Source organism: Nonomuraea sp. NPDC003707, assembly GCF_053587055.1.
In genome coordinates this window covers 136,008-148,367 of record NZ_JBSFNK010000018.1, presented here as the reverse complement: position 1 = coordinate 148,367, position 12,360 = coordinate 136,008, and the positions used below count along the sequence as shown (strand labels likewise).

The following is a 12,360-nucleotide window of genomic DNA, read 5'->3' as shown; positions in this document are numbered from 1 at the left end:
ACGTGAAGTTTCTCAACGACCTCGAGCCTCATTACGACCTGACCTATAGCGACGTGTTCATGGTGCCGTCGCGATCCGCGGTCGGTTCGCGGCTCGCAGTCGATCTGTCGACGAACGACGGCACGGGCACCACCATTCCCGTCGTCGTGGCGAACATGACCGCGGTCGCCGGCCGGCGCATGGCCGAGACCGTGGCACGGCGGGGCGGCATCGCCGTGATCCCGCAGGACATTCCGCAGGACGTCGTGACCGACGTCGTCGACTGGGTCAAGAAGCGCGACCTCGTCCACGACACGCCGCTCACGCTCACCCCCCACGACACCGTCGGCGAGGCGCTGCAGCTGCTGCCCAAGCGGGCGCACGACGCGATCATCGTGGTCGACTGGGACAACCGGCCGGTCGGGGTCGTGACCGACGCCGACTGCCAGGGCGTCGACATGTACACCCAGCTCTCACAGGTCATGTCGAGCGAGCTGCTGACGCTGCCCGCCGGGCTGGACCCGCGCACGGCCTTCGAACGGCTGCACGGCGGCCGCCACCGGCTGGCCCCCGTCGTCGATCCCGGCGGGCGGCTGGTCGGCATCCTCACCCGCCTCGGCGCGCTGCGCGCCACCCTCTACCAGCCCGCGATCGACGCGCAGGAACGGCTGCGCATCGCGGCCGCGGTCGGGGTGAACGGCGACGTGGCCGCCAAGGCCAAGGAGCTGCTCGACGCCGGGATCGACTGCCTGGTCGTGGACACCGCGCACGGCCACCAGGAGAAGATGATCTCGGCCCTGCGCGCCGTCAAGGCCCTCGACCCCGGCGTGCCCGTCGTGGCGGGCAACGTGGTGACGGCCGAGGGCGTGCGCGACCTGGTGAACGCCGGGGCCGACATCCTCAAGGTCGGGGTCGGGCCCGGCGCCATGTGCACCACGCGGATGATGACCGGGGTGGGCCGGCCGCAGTTCTCCGCCGTGCTGGAGTGCTCGGCGGAGGCCCGGCGGCTGGGCCGGCACGTGTGGGCGGACGGCGGGGTACGCCATCCGCGCGACGTGGCGCTGGCGCTGGCCGCGGGGGCGTCGAACGTGATGATCGGCTCATGGTTCGCGGGGACGTACGAGTCGCCCGGCGACACCCACACCGATGCGAACGGGCGCAAGTACAAGGAGAACTTCGGCATGGCCTCCGCGCGGGCCGTGCGCCTGCGGACGGCCGACGACTCGGCGTTCGAGCGGGCCAGGAAGGCTCTGTTCGAGGAGGGCATCTCGACCTCCCGCATGTATCTGGACCCGAAGCGGCCGAGCGTGGAGGACCAGATCGACGGCATCGTGGCGGGGCTGCGGTCGGCGTGCACGTACGCGGGGGCGTCGAACCTGGAGGAGTTCCACGCGCAGGCCGTGGTCGGGATCCAGAGCTCGTCCGGGTACGCCGAGGGGATGCCGCTGCACCAGAGCTGGTGACTTGTGCGTTCTTCTTCGGCTGTTTCAGCTTCCGCTGTTTCAGCTTCGGCTGTTTCAGCTTCGGCTGTTTCAGCTTCGGCGCCAGCCGCCGGCGGCGTGGATGCCGCCGTCCACGTGCAACGTCGCCCCCGTGACGAACCTGGCCAGGTCGCTGGCCAGGAACACGGCCGCGCCGGCGGCCTCCTCCGGGCCGCCCAGCCGGCCGAGCGGCGGGACGCGTACCGGCTCGTAGGGCAGGGGGCGGGCCAGCATGCGCTCACGCACGCCCGACTCGCCCTCGGTCCGCAGCGCGTCGGGCGCGATCGCGTTCACCCGGATGCCCCTGGGAGCCAGCTCCAGGGCGAGCGTCTTCGTCAGGCTCTCCAGAGCGGCCTTCATCGCCGCGTACACCGCGAACCCAGGGGCCGCCTGGTGGGCCTCGCTCGAGGTCACGTTGATGATCGACGCGCCCGGCGACATCATCGGCAGCAACCGCCTGATCATGCCGGTGACCTGCGTGAAGTTCTCCTCGACGAGGATCTGCTCGCCGCGGGGCGAGGTGTCGGCGAACGCCGCGTGGAAGGTGCCGCCCGCGTTGTTGACCAGGATGTCCACCCGGCCCCACCGCTCACGAATGGCCTGGGCGAAGATCTCCACCGCCACGTGATCGCGTACGTCGAGTTTCATCGCCAGCTCGGCCCGCGGCTTGTCGCGGTCGCACACCGCGACATGAGCGCCGAACGCGGCGAACGTCTCCGCGATCGCCAGCCCGATGCCCCTGGCCGCCCCGGTGACCACGGCGACGCGCCCGGTGAGCAGGATCCCATCCGGAGAAAGGGCGGTCATGAACGATGACGATATCCCGACCGCATAGAGTCGTCGGGTCTCATTGTCAGCAATCATCAACAGGAGCACTTCGTGGCACTCGAAAAGCCCGAGATCGACTTTCCCGAGGGCAACCCGCCCGCCGACCTGGAGATCGTCGACCTGACCGTGGGCGACGGCCCGGAGGCCAAGCCCGGCCACAGCGTACGCGTCCACTACGTGGGCGTGGCCTTCTCGACCGGTGAGGAGTTCGACGCGTCGTGGAACCGCGGCGACGCGTTCGAGTTCCCGCTCGGCGCGGGCCGCGTCATCGCGGGCTGGGACCAGGGGGTCGCGGGCATGAAGGTCGGCGGGCGGCGCAAGCTCGTCATCCCGCCGCATCTCGGTTACGGCAGCCGGGGGGCCGGCGCGCGCATCAAGCCGAACGAGACGCTCATCTTCGTCGTCGACCTGCTCGGCGTCAGCTAGCACCTCCCGGGGCGGGCCACCCAACCCAAAACGGCCCGCCCCACCCCTTCCCTCCCGACACCCCACCCGTTTCCAGCCCGACACCCCACCCCTTTCCAGCCCGACACCCCACCCCTTTCCAGACTCCACATTCCTCCCCACGCCGCCCGCCCGAACCCGACGCCCCCACACCACCCGTCCCACCCTCTCGGGCCTGACGCCCTTCCCCACGCCGCCCGCCCGCCCGGACGCGACGTCCCCACACCACTCACTCCACCCCGTAAGAGCCCGACGCCTCCACACCCACCCACCCCACCCCCTCCGGACCCGACGCTCCTCCTCACACTGGCCGCCCGCCCGGACCCGACGCCGCCACACCAGCACCCCCGTCGCTTCCGGACCCGCGCCCCCATGTCCTCCCGCCTCGCGCCTCCGGACCGACGCCCCCACACGTCCTGCGCCGCCTGTCCAAACCGACGCGCCCACGCGCCCTGCGCCGCTGTTCCGGACCGACGCCCCCGCTCCCTCCCCCCTCCTTCCCGACCGACGTCCCCGACGCGCCTTGCCCCGCCTTGCCCCGATACGCCAGCCCACCCCGCTACGGCGATCGCCCATTCAACGCGACAGCCGCCCTGGCGCATGTACCGCCGTGGCACCGCATCACCCTCGCCCCCCGAAACGAGAGGCCCCGCCCGCGCACCCGAGTGCCCCCGCCTGAGAAGCCCCAAATAAGGGCCCTATACGCGACACCCATCTACGAAACCCGCGCGATGATCCCAAAAGGGAGCAACCGCACGAGGGGCCGTGCCGGGAACAAGGCAGACACTTGGCCGATATCGGGTGGGGAAATGTCGGCACCATAAGGCAACATAGGCGTGTGCTTCTGATCGACGTGGTCCGGGTTTCCGAGGCGGTGGCGCGCACGTCCGCTCGGCTCGGCAAGGTGGGCCATCTGGCGGAGCTGCTGGGCCGGGTCGGCCCGGAGGAGGCGGAGATCGCGATCTCGTACCTCTCGGGTGAGCTGCCTCAGCGGCAGGTGGGCGTGGGCTGGCGCACGTTGGAGGACATCCCCCAGCCCAAGCTGGCCGCCACCGCCACCCTGACCGCGGTCGACGAGCTGCTGAGCAGGATCAAGGCGGTTTCCGGGCCGGGCTCGCAGGCCGCGCGCAAGGCGCTGGTGGCCGAGCTGTTCGCGGGGCTGACGAGCCAGGAGCAGCAGTTCATGCGCCGGCTGCTGTTCGGTGAGCTGCGGCAGGGCGCGCTCGACGGCGTCATGATCGAGGCGGTGGCCAAGGCGTCCGGCGCGCCGTCGGCCGACGTGCGCCGCGCGCTCACGCTGCGCGGCTGGCTTCCCGCCGTCGGAGCGGCCGCACTGAGCGGCGGGGTAGAGGCGCTGCGTGCGTTCCGGCTGCAGGTGGGGCAGGCGGTCTCGCCCATGCTGGCGGGCAGCGCGCCCAACGTCGCCGCCGCGCTGGAGAAGGCCGGCACCCCCGCGGCGCTGGAGTGGAAGCTCGACGGCATGCGGGTGCAGGCCCACCGTTCGGGCTCTGAGGTCAAGGTTTTCACGCGTACGCTCGACGACATCACGCCGCAGGTTCCCGAGCTGGTCGAGGCCGTGCTCGACATGCCGTACGACGATCTCGTACTGGACGGCGAGGTGCTCGCGCTGCGTCCTGACGGGCGGCCGCACCCGTTCCAGGTGACGGCGAGCCGCGCGACCAGCAAGACCAACGTCGCCCAGCTGCGCGAGCAGACGCCGCTGAGCGTGTTCTTCTTCGACGCCCTGCGGGTGGACGGCGCCGACCTGCTCGACCTGCCCTATTCACAGCGCCAGGAGGCGCTCGCCCGCGCGGTCCCTCAGGGGCTGCTGACGCCGCGACTGGTGACGGGGGACGTTGCCGAGGCGGAGAAGTTCTTCACCGATGTGGTCAAGGCGGGCCACGAGGGCCTGGTGGTCAAGTCCCTGGCCTCCCCTTACGCAGCCGGCCGCCGGGGCGCCGGATGGATCAAGGTCAAGCCGCGTCACACGCTCGACCTGGTGGTCCTGGCCGCCGAATGGGGTCATGGGCGACGCGAGGGCAAGCTCTCCAACCTCCACCTCGGAGCGCGTGACCCTTCGGGCGGCTTCGTGATGCTCGGCAAGACGTTCAAGGGCCTGACGGACGAACTGCTGGCCTGGCAGACCGAACGCTTCCTCGAGCTGGCCGAGGGGCCCACCGACAACTGGACGGTCACGCTGCGACCGGAGCTGGTGGTGGAGATCGCCTTCGACGGGGTCCAGCGCTCGCCCCGCTATCCCGGCGGCATGGCCCTCCGTTTCGCCCGGGTCCTGCGCTACCGCCCGGACAAGCGCGTCGAAGACGCCGACACGGTCGACACCGTGCGCTCTCTGATGCTTTGACGCGCTCCCCGGCGTGAACGCCGTGGATTCAGCCTGTGCCGTGTGATGTCACGCGGCGCTTCTGTGGCTTCCTGTTTCATCGACCGTGCCCCCGCGCTCGCCCCGAGGAGCGGGCGAAGGGGTCTTACGGGTCTCCGCAGGCGTTTTCCGTCTCCGCTTCCCGCCCATCTCAGGCACGGGTTTCCGTCCAGCGGCGACGATCCGGCGTCCCTCAGCCCGGATGTTGATCTCGGCGTTGACATCCCGGTCATGGGTGACCCCACACGGGCAGGTCCCAGCGGCATCTGTTCGACCAGCGCCCCGCAGGCCGAACAGAGCTTGGAGGAGGGGAAGAACCTGCCGATCTTCACGAACGTCCGACCGTACAGCTTCGCCTTGTACTCCACCATGCCGATGAACGATGCCCAGCCCGAGTCCTGCATGCTCTTGGCCAGTCCGGTGCGCGCCAGTCCCTTGACCGCCAGATCCTCCACATAGATCGCTTGGTTTTCGCGGATCAGCATCGTGGACAACCGGTGGTGGAACTCGCGGCGCGCGTCGGTGACCTTGGCATGCCGGCGGGCGACCTTCACTCGGGCCTTGGCCCGGTTCTTGCCGCCTTTCTCCTTACGTGACAGGGCTTTTTGTGCCCGCTTGAGTTTCTTCTCCGCTCGGCGCAGGAACCGCGGGCTGTCGATCTTCCGTCCGCCCGACAGCACCGCGAAGTGCGTCAGGCCCAGGTCGATCCCGGTCTCGGCCTCGGTCGCAGGCAAGGGGGTTTCGGCTGCTTCGACCACAAACGAGGCGAAATACCTCCCGGCGGCATCCTTCACCACGGTGACGGAAGAGGGCTGGGACGGCAGGCTCCGTGACCAGCGCACCGCCACATCGCCGATCTTCGGCAGCCGCAACTTGCCGGCTGCGGTGATGGCGAAACGGGCGTTGCCGGTGAAGCGGATCGCCTGCCGGTTGTCCCTGCGGGACCGGAAACGCGGCGGCCCCAGCTTGGGCCCCTTGCGGGTCTGGGCCAAAGAAGCGAAGAAGTTCCGGAACGCCGCGCAGGCGTCGGCCAGCGCCTGCTGGAGCACCACCGCCGACACCTCGCCCAGCCAGGAGCGTTGCGGGTGTCTGCTTCGCCTGGTGATCAACAGGCGGGACAGTTCCGCGTCGGTGATGAACGGCAAGCCCCGCTCATGGGCGTGGTTGCGCAGTGCGACCGCGTCGTTGAACACCACCCGGGCACACCCGAACGCCCGCGCGAGCGCGATGCGCTGGCCCGAGGTCGGGTCGATCCGGAAGGAGTACCGCAACCGCACACGATCATCCTACGGTTGGGTTATGGCCGACGAAGGCGATATCAGGACCGGCAGACATTGTGTTTTCGTGCTGCATGCGCATTTGGTCTTCGTAACGAAGTTCCGCCATCGCGTGTTCACCGGCGAGCACCTCACCCGACTGCAAGAGATCATGAGATCCGTGTGCGCCGACTTCGAAACCGAACTGCGCGAGTTCAACGGCGAAGACAACCACGTCCACCTGCTGGTCAACTTCCCGCCCAAGGTGGCCCTGTCCAAGTTGGTCAACAGCCTCAAAGGCGTGTCCTCGCGCCGGATGCGTCAGGAGTTCCCCGAACTGGCCCGCCACTACTACCGGTCGAACAAGCTGTGGTCGGGCTCTTACTTCGCCGGATCGGTGGGCGGCGCTCCGATCAGTGTTCTGCGCCAGTACATCGAGCAGCAAAACCGGCCCGTCTGAGCTGGGTGAACGCCGTTTCGCCCGGCGGCGAAACGGCTGTTCCTGCCCCGCTACGCGGGCTGGTCGGCTTCACCCCCGGTCTGAAGGCCGGAGCACTGCCGACGATTCCGGTAGCCGGTCCTGCCTGCAATCAGCAAGCAGCAACCGTCAAGAACAAAAACACCCACGATTGACGGCTTGATCACCAGGCGCTCGGCATATCAACCCACCCAGCTCGGCCGATCACCACACCCACCTCGGCCTATCACCCACCCAGCTCCGCCTATCACCCACCTGAGCTGCACCAATTGCCGATCAAGCCTGCTTTCTCGCGTTTCCCGGAACCCCCAAAGATCCACGGCGCACGCTGGGCCTTCTTAGCAATCTTGTGGCTTAAGTGAGATATGTCACTGACTGTCGTATTAAGTTGCCTTTACTCAGTCTTTGTCGCATATGTTCGTCCTCACTGCGCGGGATCCCCCTCCCCGCCTACGGATCGGCCGCCGTACGCCCTCCGCCCCCTCCGGCCCGGCCTTTCCCTGCCCTATCCCCTAGCTAGGACTGTGGTTTACCTTGGGCCAGCATTCCCTCAAGCCGACCCCTCAGTACCGCAAGCTCATCGCAGGCAAGCGCCGCTGGATCACCCTCGCGGCCGGCGCCGCCGTCGTGGCCGCGGCCTCCACCGCTGCCTGGGCCGCCATGGACACCACCGGCTCCCCCAACCACCCCTCGGCAGCCCCCACCCCACTCCAGGCCAAGCCGCTTAACGAAGCCGCTCGCCAGGCGACCCCCCAGTCGCCCTCGCCGCTCCCCAAGCCCGCGGCGGCCCGCCCGAGGCCCACCAAGTCCCCGGCGACCGCCCAGCCGAACACCACCGCCTCCCCGGCAGAGTCCTCCTCGAGCCCGGCCGCCAAGCCCACGGCGACCAAGCGCTCAACCCCCGGGACCACGTCGCCCACGCCTACGAAGGCCGCCAAGTCCCCGGCCCACAAGCCGAAGACCCGCGTACTCTCATCCGGAACCTGCGGCGCCTCTTACTACGGCGACCCCCAGATGACAGCCAGCGGCGAGCGCTTCGACCCCTCGGCCATGACCGCCGCCCACAAGACCCTCCCCCTGGGCAGCAAGGTCCGCGTCACCAACCCCGGCACGGGCGAATCGGTCACGGTCCGCATCAACGACCGCGGCCCGTACGTAGGCGGCCGCTGCCTCGACCTCTCCGAAGCCGCCTTCTCCGCCATCGGCAACACCAGCGCCGGCGTCATGCGCGTCAAGTACGAGGTCCTGTCCCGCTAACCCCGTCTCCCCAAGGCCCTGCCCCGTGTACGCCCCCCGAGGTCCCAACCCGTGTACGCCCCCCGAGGTCCCAACCCGCGTACGCCATCCGAGGTCCCGACTCGCGTACGCCACCCCACCCCAAGGGCTTGCCCCGCTTGCGCCATCCGAGGTCCCGACCCGCGTACGCCACCCCACCCAAGGGCTTGCCCCGCTTACGCCACCCACCCCAAGGCCCTGCCCGCTAACGCCGCCCCGTCCCGAGGTCCTGCCCCACTACCGCCAGCACGCTCAAAGCTCCTGCCCCGCTACCGCAGCCCCCTCACCGCATCTGAACCACGCGGCCATTCAGTGTGACGCCGGCACAGGGCGCCCGGCTCAACGGTGACGTCAGTCCACCGCACCTCTACGCCTGGCCGGAGCCCCGCAGCCCTTCCACCGCACCCAACGCACCCAACGCACCCAACGCACCCAAGCGACGGCACCAGACGGGGCGCGGTCGTCACACCGAACCACCACCCACCCCGCACCAAGCCTCGCCCGGCCAGACCTCCACCCTTAACCAGCCGGCGCGACCGTTCGACCGAACCAGTGCCCGCCCACATCAACTCCCGCCCTGACGCCCACCCCAAAGCCAGCCGACACGACCGTTCTACTGAACCAGCACGCGCCCGCATCAACCCCCAACCCCGACACCCACCCCAAGCCAACTGGCGCAGTCGTCACACCAAACCAACACACGCCCGCCCACATCAACCCCAGCCCCGACACCCACCCCAACGCTGGCCAGCGTTCGGTCGTCACACCGAATCAGCGCACTTCTCGCGCTGAACCCCGACCCAGCCGCCACTCCGAAAGGGCCTAACTGGATGCGGCCCCTTGCTGGGCTGGACCAGGCCGGGCTCGTATCGATCTCGGCGGGTGCTGGCGAGTGGAGTCACTTCACCAGGCGCAGCGTCATCGGGTAGCGGAAGTTGCCCTCCGTCAGGGACGTAATGCCACCGACGATGGAGAGGACGACGGCGGCGACCCAGATGACCGGGAGCAGCACGACACCGATGACCGTGAACGGCAGGAGAATCGTGGCCCCCACCACCGTGAGCTGGAAGTTGAGTGCCTCGAGCGCCTGCCTGCGGATGTAGGGCGAGGTCTTCGCGCCAGTGAGCAGCAGGATCAGAGGGCCGGCGATCGGGATGCCGACGACCATCAGCAGGTGACCGACGGCGGCGGCGAGACGTTCGTTGCTCTCCGGCGCCCGCTCAGGGCGGACCGGGGGCGGGATCGGGGCGAGCCGGGGTACGGCTTGAGCGCCGTACAGCTCGGTCATGATGGGCATCAGGTCACCGTGCGTGCGCGCCGTCATCGCGCGCTCCAGCCGGTCGTCGAACTCGAGCTTGTCGAAGCGGCCCTCCGCGTAGGCGGCCTTGACGTGCTCGACCACGTGCTCTCTGTCCTGGTGGGTGACGCGCAGATGAGCTGGCTGCACCTGTCCCGGCCCAGGGGTTTGTGGTACCCCAGCCATAATCGCCATGCCTCTCCTTTGAGAATCGGGCAGTCACCTCTCATACTGCGTCCCTCGGACCCTCGGTGCTATCGGGAGAATCCCGGATGTGACCCCTAGATCATCCCCGACGCACGGAGGCTCCAGACGGTATAAAAAGGATGCATGAGATGGCGAGACCGCTACGGCATTCGTCGACTGCGCGGCCCCAAGGTCGCGAAGTTCGACCGCGAGGCGACTGACGCCGACATCGAAGCGCTTATCGCTTTTGCCCGCTCGCGCCGCGGCGTCGAGTTTTACGTCGAGCCAGAGACTTTCGCCACCGACACGACCGCCGTGGCGGTCGCCGACGACGGCGAATGGACCAGGCGCAGGGTTGGTTCCCCTGCCGTGATCCACAAGGTTGCCCGCGATCTTGCCCTCCCGGTTTATGACGTACAACTCACCGGCTATCCGCCGCGCATGCGCGCTTACAACGAGCGCCGCCGCCGCGAAGAAGACACCGGCAGCTGACCCCCGACAACCGTCCGCCAGCGGGTCACCCGTTGGCGGACCACTGACTAACTGGCGATTGGCGCAGTGTCTGCTGACGCTGGCGGCCGCGAACTCACAACCGGCGGCCAGCGACCGGCAGCCACCCGACTTGCGGCCAGGCTTGCGGCTCACAACCAACAGCCGCCGTCCCACGGCCAGCACGACCGGCGACCAACAACCGGCGATCGGCGACCAACCCCGCTTGCAACTGCGACCGTCAAGCGCAAACAGCAGCCCGCGGCTGGCGGCCAACCGCTCACGATTGGCAAACGGCGACCGACAACCCTCCGAACTGCGACCCGACCAACAACCGCCGCCTCGCGGCCAGCGACTGGCAGCCAACCCCAATAACCGGCAGTCGGCAGCCCTCAATCAGCAACCCCGCAATCGGCAACCCGCGACCGACCGCCCCAGCTCACGCCAGCCGCCCGCGGCCAATCGCTCATGACCGCGACCAACCGCCCGCAATCGGCAACCCGCGATTGACAGCCAGCGGTCGGTGGCCCGCGACCTGCAACCGGCAGTCGGTGGTTTACGACTGGCGGTTGGTGACGATCCGCTTCCGCGTGGCGGGCAGTTGGCGACGATCCGCTTTTTCGCGGCTGGTGGATGGCGACGATCGGCGCCTCCCCGTGGATTAGGTCGTCCCCCATTGCGTTGTTGCTCGGTGGCCTCGATTGGTGCTCTTGGCAGGGTGCTTGTGGGTGGTGGGTGGGCGTTATTCGGGTGGGGAGTGCGGGTCGTCTTCGTCCAGGAGGTTCACCAGGGGGAGGAGCCAGGAGGCGTGGGGTGGGCCCATGGCGGCGTCGAGTTCGGCCGGGGTGGGGAGGCGGTCTCGGAGGATCGTGGGAGACAGGAGATTTTGGAGGGCGTGCATGAGGAGGTTGGCCATCGAGTAGCTGGGGTCGATGGTCAGGGCGCGTTCCAGGGCGATGGTGGCCTGGACGTTGTTTCCCGCGCGCCAGGAAGCCATCGCCAGGAGGGATGCGGCCGGTGGGATGAAGCGGGGCTCCAGCCTGCGGGTCAGGTCCTTCCAGAGGAGCACGTGGGAATCTTGCATGAGGGTCCAGGCCTCGTCGCGGGCTCGGGTGATCGATAGGGCCAGGCCCAGTTTCACCGCCTCCGCGTCGTCCAGGCGGCCGCCTTCCTCGTGGGTCTGGAGGGCTGATCGGACTCTGTTCAGGCTTTCGGCGATGAACTGTGTCGCGAAGGTGTCGAGGTTTGTGGTGGCTGTCAGGTCGACTCGGAATTCTGCGATCGCGTCGGCTGTGGCTCGGCGCATGGCCATGCGTACGGGGCCTGCGATGGGGGCGATCGTACGTTCCAGGGATTCGCGATCGGGGAGGGCTACCAGGCCTCGGATGGTCGCCTCGGCGGCGATCTGGCTGGTGGTCAGGTCGTACGGAGTGCCTTCGGCCGGGCAGCACGTCGCGAGATCGCAGATGTAAGACCAGTAACGGCCCTCGTGTGCTCGTAGTGCTTCGCCTACATGGAGTTCGGTCTTTTCGGCGAGGAGTCTGGCCTCGTCGGCTGCCGGGGTCACCAGCTCCCCCGGGCCGTAGCCGACGACGACGATCTCTGTCACGCCCTCCCGGTCGAAGACCGGCTCCAGGGAGGCGAGAGTGCCGGGCGGGAACGGGAGGCTCCATCTGGCCACCAGCTTGGCCTGGCGACGGTCGAGGCCGATCACGATGAGGCTGGTCTTCGGGTGGAAACCGACTAGGTATGGCACGGCGGCCAGGATGTCGGTGGGGCTGGTGAGGGTGAGACAGGGCTCCAGCGACGTGAAGCTGGATGAGGATGAGGAGGGAGGGGAGGGCGGGGATGGTGACGTAGGGGAGGTTGAGGGTGACGGCGAGGGAGCGACGGTGGTGGGGTCGGAGTCCTTGGAGGTGGAAGTGGGAGTGGGGTTGGGGGTTGGGGTGGTCGCGGGGGTGGAGTGGTTGGTCGTCATGGGCCCTTAGGGTGCCCGGGCGAGGGCTGCGGGATCGGGCCCGAATGCGATTCTGGGGATAGTGGGGACGTCCAGGAGTGGCGTTGTGGATAACTGCCCGCCGGTTTCGGCTGGGGCTCTTTGGGTGATGGTGGTTCTTGCTGCCCAAGCCAGGGCTGGTGCTGGTAGCGGGCGGCGGCGACGGCTGGTGCCCGATGGGTGATGACGGGTGATTGAGCCCGCGAGGCCCCCAAGCGAAGTGGCCGGAGCCGGAGGGGGTGACCGGAGCCGGAGGGGGTGGGCTGAGCCG

The 12,360-nt window shown here is 68.7% G+C and carries 11 protein-coding genes; 7 read left to right on the top strand and 4 right to left on the bottom strand.

Annotation, left to right across the window (positions count from 1 at the left end; translation table 11 throughout):
• Positions 1-2 precede the first annotated feature (2 nt).
• A complete protein-coding gene (locus ACWDRB_RS38180; RefSeq protein WP_350739319.1) occupies positions 3-1,442 on the top strand; it encodes a GuaB1 family IMP dehydrogenase-related protein in 1,440 nt (479 codons plus the stop codon).
• 69 nt (positions 1,443-1,511) lie between these two features.
• On the opposite strand, the gene ACWDRB_RS38175 is transcribed toward ACWDRB_RS38180, so the two are convergent.
• Positions 1,512-2,267, bottom strand: coding sequence for an SDR family NAD(P)-dependent oxidoreductase (locus tag ACWDRB_RS38175; protein WP_449902142.1), 756 nt, complete (start codon positions 2,265-2,267; stop codon positions 1,512-1,514).
• A gap of 72 nt (positions 2,268-2,339) precedes the next feature.
• Here ACWDRB_RS38175 and ACWDRB_RS38170 point away from each other — a divergent pair, with 72 nt between their 5' ends.
• Positions 2,340-2,714 (top strand): FKBP-type peptidyl-prolyl cis-trans isomerase, encoded by a 375-nt coding sequence (locus ACWDRB_RS38170; RefSeq protein ID WP_319720114.1) that lies wholly within the window; start codon positions 2,340-2,342, stop codon positions 2,712-2,714.
• Positions 2,715-3,570: 856 nt separating this feature from the next.
• Positions 3,571-5,094 (top strand): ATP-dependent DNA ligase, encoded by a 1,524-nt coding sequence (locus tag ACWDRB_RS38165; protein ID WP_449902139.1) that lies wholly within the window; start codon positions 3,571-3,573, stop codon positions 5,092-5,094.
• Here the strand turns inward: ACWDRB_RS38165 and ACWDRB_RS38160 are convergent.
• A complete protein-coding gene (locus tag ACWDRB_RS38160; protein ID WP_449902136.1) occupies positions 5,028-6,389 on the bottom strand; it encodes an RNA-guided endonuclease InsQ/TnpB family protein in 1,362 nt (453 codons plus the stop codon). The genes ACWDRB_RS38165 and ACWDRB_RS38160 overlap by 67 nt on opposite strands.
• 22 nt (positions 6,390-6,411) lie before the next feature.
• On the opposite strand from ACWDRB_RS38160, the gene tnpA reads away from it, so the two are divergent.
• Both tnpA and ACWDRB_RS38150 read left to right on the top strand, forming a co-directional pair.
• A complete protein-coding gene (tnpA, locus tag ACWDRB_RS38155) occupies positions 6,412-6,828 on the top strand; it encodes an IS200/IS605 family transposase (RefSeq protein ID WP_449902134.1) in 417 nt (138 codons plus the stop codon).
• Between the two features lie 552 nt (positions 6,829-7,380).
• Positions 7,381-8,103, top strand: a complete 723-nt coding sequence (locus ACWDRB_RS38150; protein WP_449902132.1) for a septal ring lytic transglycosylase RlpA family protein — start codon at positions 7,381-7,383, stop codon at positions 8,101-8,103.
• A 916-nt stretch (positions 8,104-9,019) separates the two neighbouring features.
• Here the strand turns inward: ACWDRB_RS38150 and ACWDRB_RS38145 are convergent.
• Positions 9,020-9,613, bottom strand: a complete 594-nt coding sequence (locus ACWDRB_RS38145) for a DUF4870 domain-containing protein (protein ID WP_449902129.1) — start codon at positions 9,611-9,613, stop codon at positions 9,020-9,022.
• Between the two features lie 135 nt (positions 9,614-9,748).
• Between ACWDRB_RS38145 and ACWDRB_RS38140 the strand changes: the two genes are divergently transcribed.
• Positions 9,749-10,096, top strand: coding sequence for a hypothetical protein (locus tag ACWDRB_RS38140; RefSeq protein ID WP_357748149.1), 348 nt, complete (start codon positions 9,749-9,751; stop codon positions 10,094-10,096).
• A 739-nt stretch (positions 10,097-10,835) separates the two neighbouring features.
• Here ACWDRB_RS38140 and ACWDRB_RS38135 read toward each other — a convergent pair.
• The gene (locus ACWDRB_RS38135; RefSeq protein WP_449902127.1) at positions 10,836-11,849 is read right to left on the bottom strand and encodes a DUF4192 domain-containing protein; all 1,014 of its coding nucleotides are present in this window, start codon (positions 11,847-11,849) and stop codon (positions 10,836-10,838) included.
• Positions 11,850-11,859: 10 nt separating this feature from the next.
• On the opposite strand from ACWDRB_RS38135, the gene ACWDRB_RS38130 reads away from it, so the two are divergent.
• Complete coding sequence (locus tag ACWDRB_RS38130) at positions 11,860-12,081, top strand: hypothetical protein (protein WP_449902125.1); 222 nt, start codon at positions 11,860-11,862, stop codon at positions 12,079-12,081.
• Positions 12,082-12,360: the final 279 nt, after the last annotated feature.

Bases quoted from the DNA above. Each gene is read 5' to 3' on its own strand.
- ACWDRB_RS38130 (WP_449902125.1), top strand. From the start codon at position 11,860: ATGTCGGTGGGGCTGGTGAGGGTGAGACAGGGCTCCAGCGACGTGAAG.
- ACWDRB_RS38175 (WP_449902142.1), bottom strand. From the start codon at position 2,267: ATGACCGCCCTTTCTCCGGATGGGATCCTGCTCACCGGGCGCGTCGCC.
- ACWDRB_RS38140 (WP_357748149.1), top strand. From the start codon at position 9,749: ATGAGATGGCGAGACCGCTACGGCATTCGTCGACTGCGCGGCCCCAAG.
- tnpA (WP_449902134.1), top strand. From the start codon at position 6,412: ATGGCCGACGAAGGCGATATCAGGACCGGCAGACATTGTGTTTTCGTG.
- ACWDRB_RS38145 (WP_449902129.1), bottom strand. From the start codon at position 9,613: ATGGCGATTATGGCTGGGGTACCACAAACCCCTGGGCCGGGACAGGTG.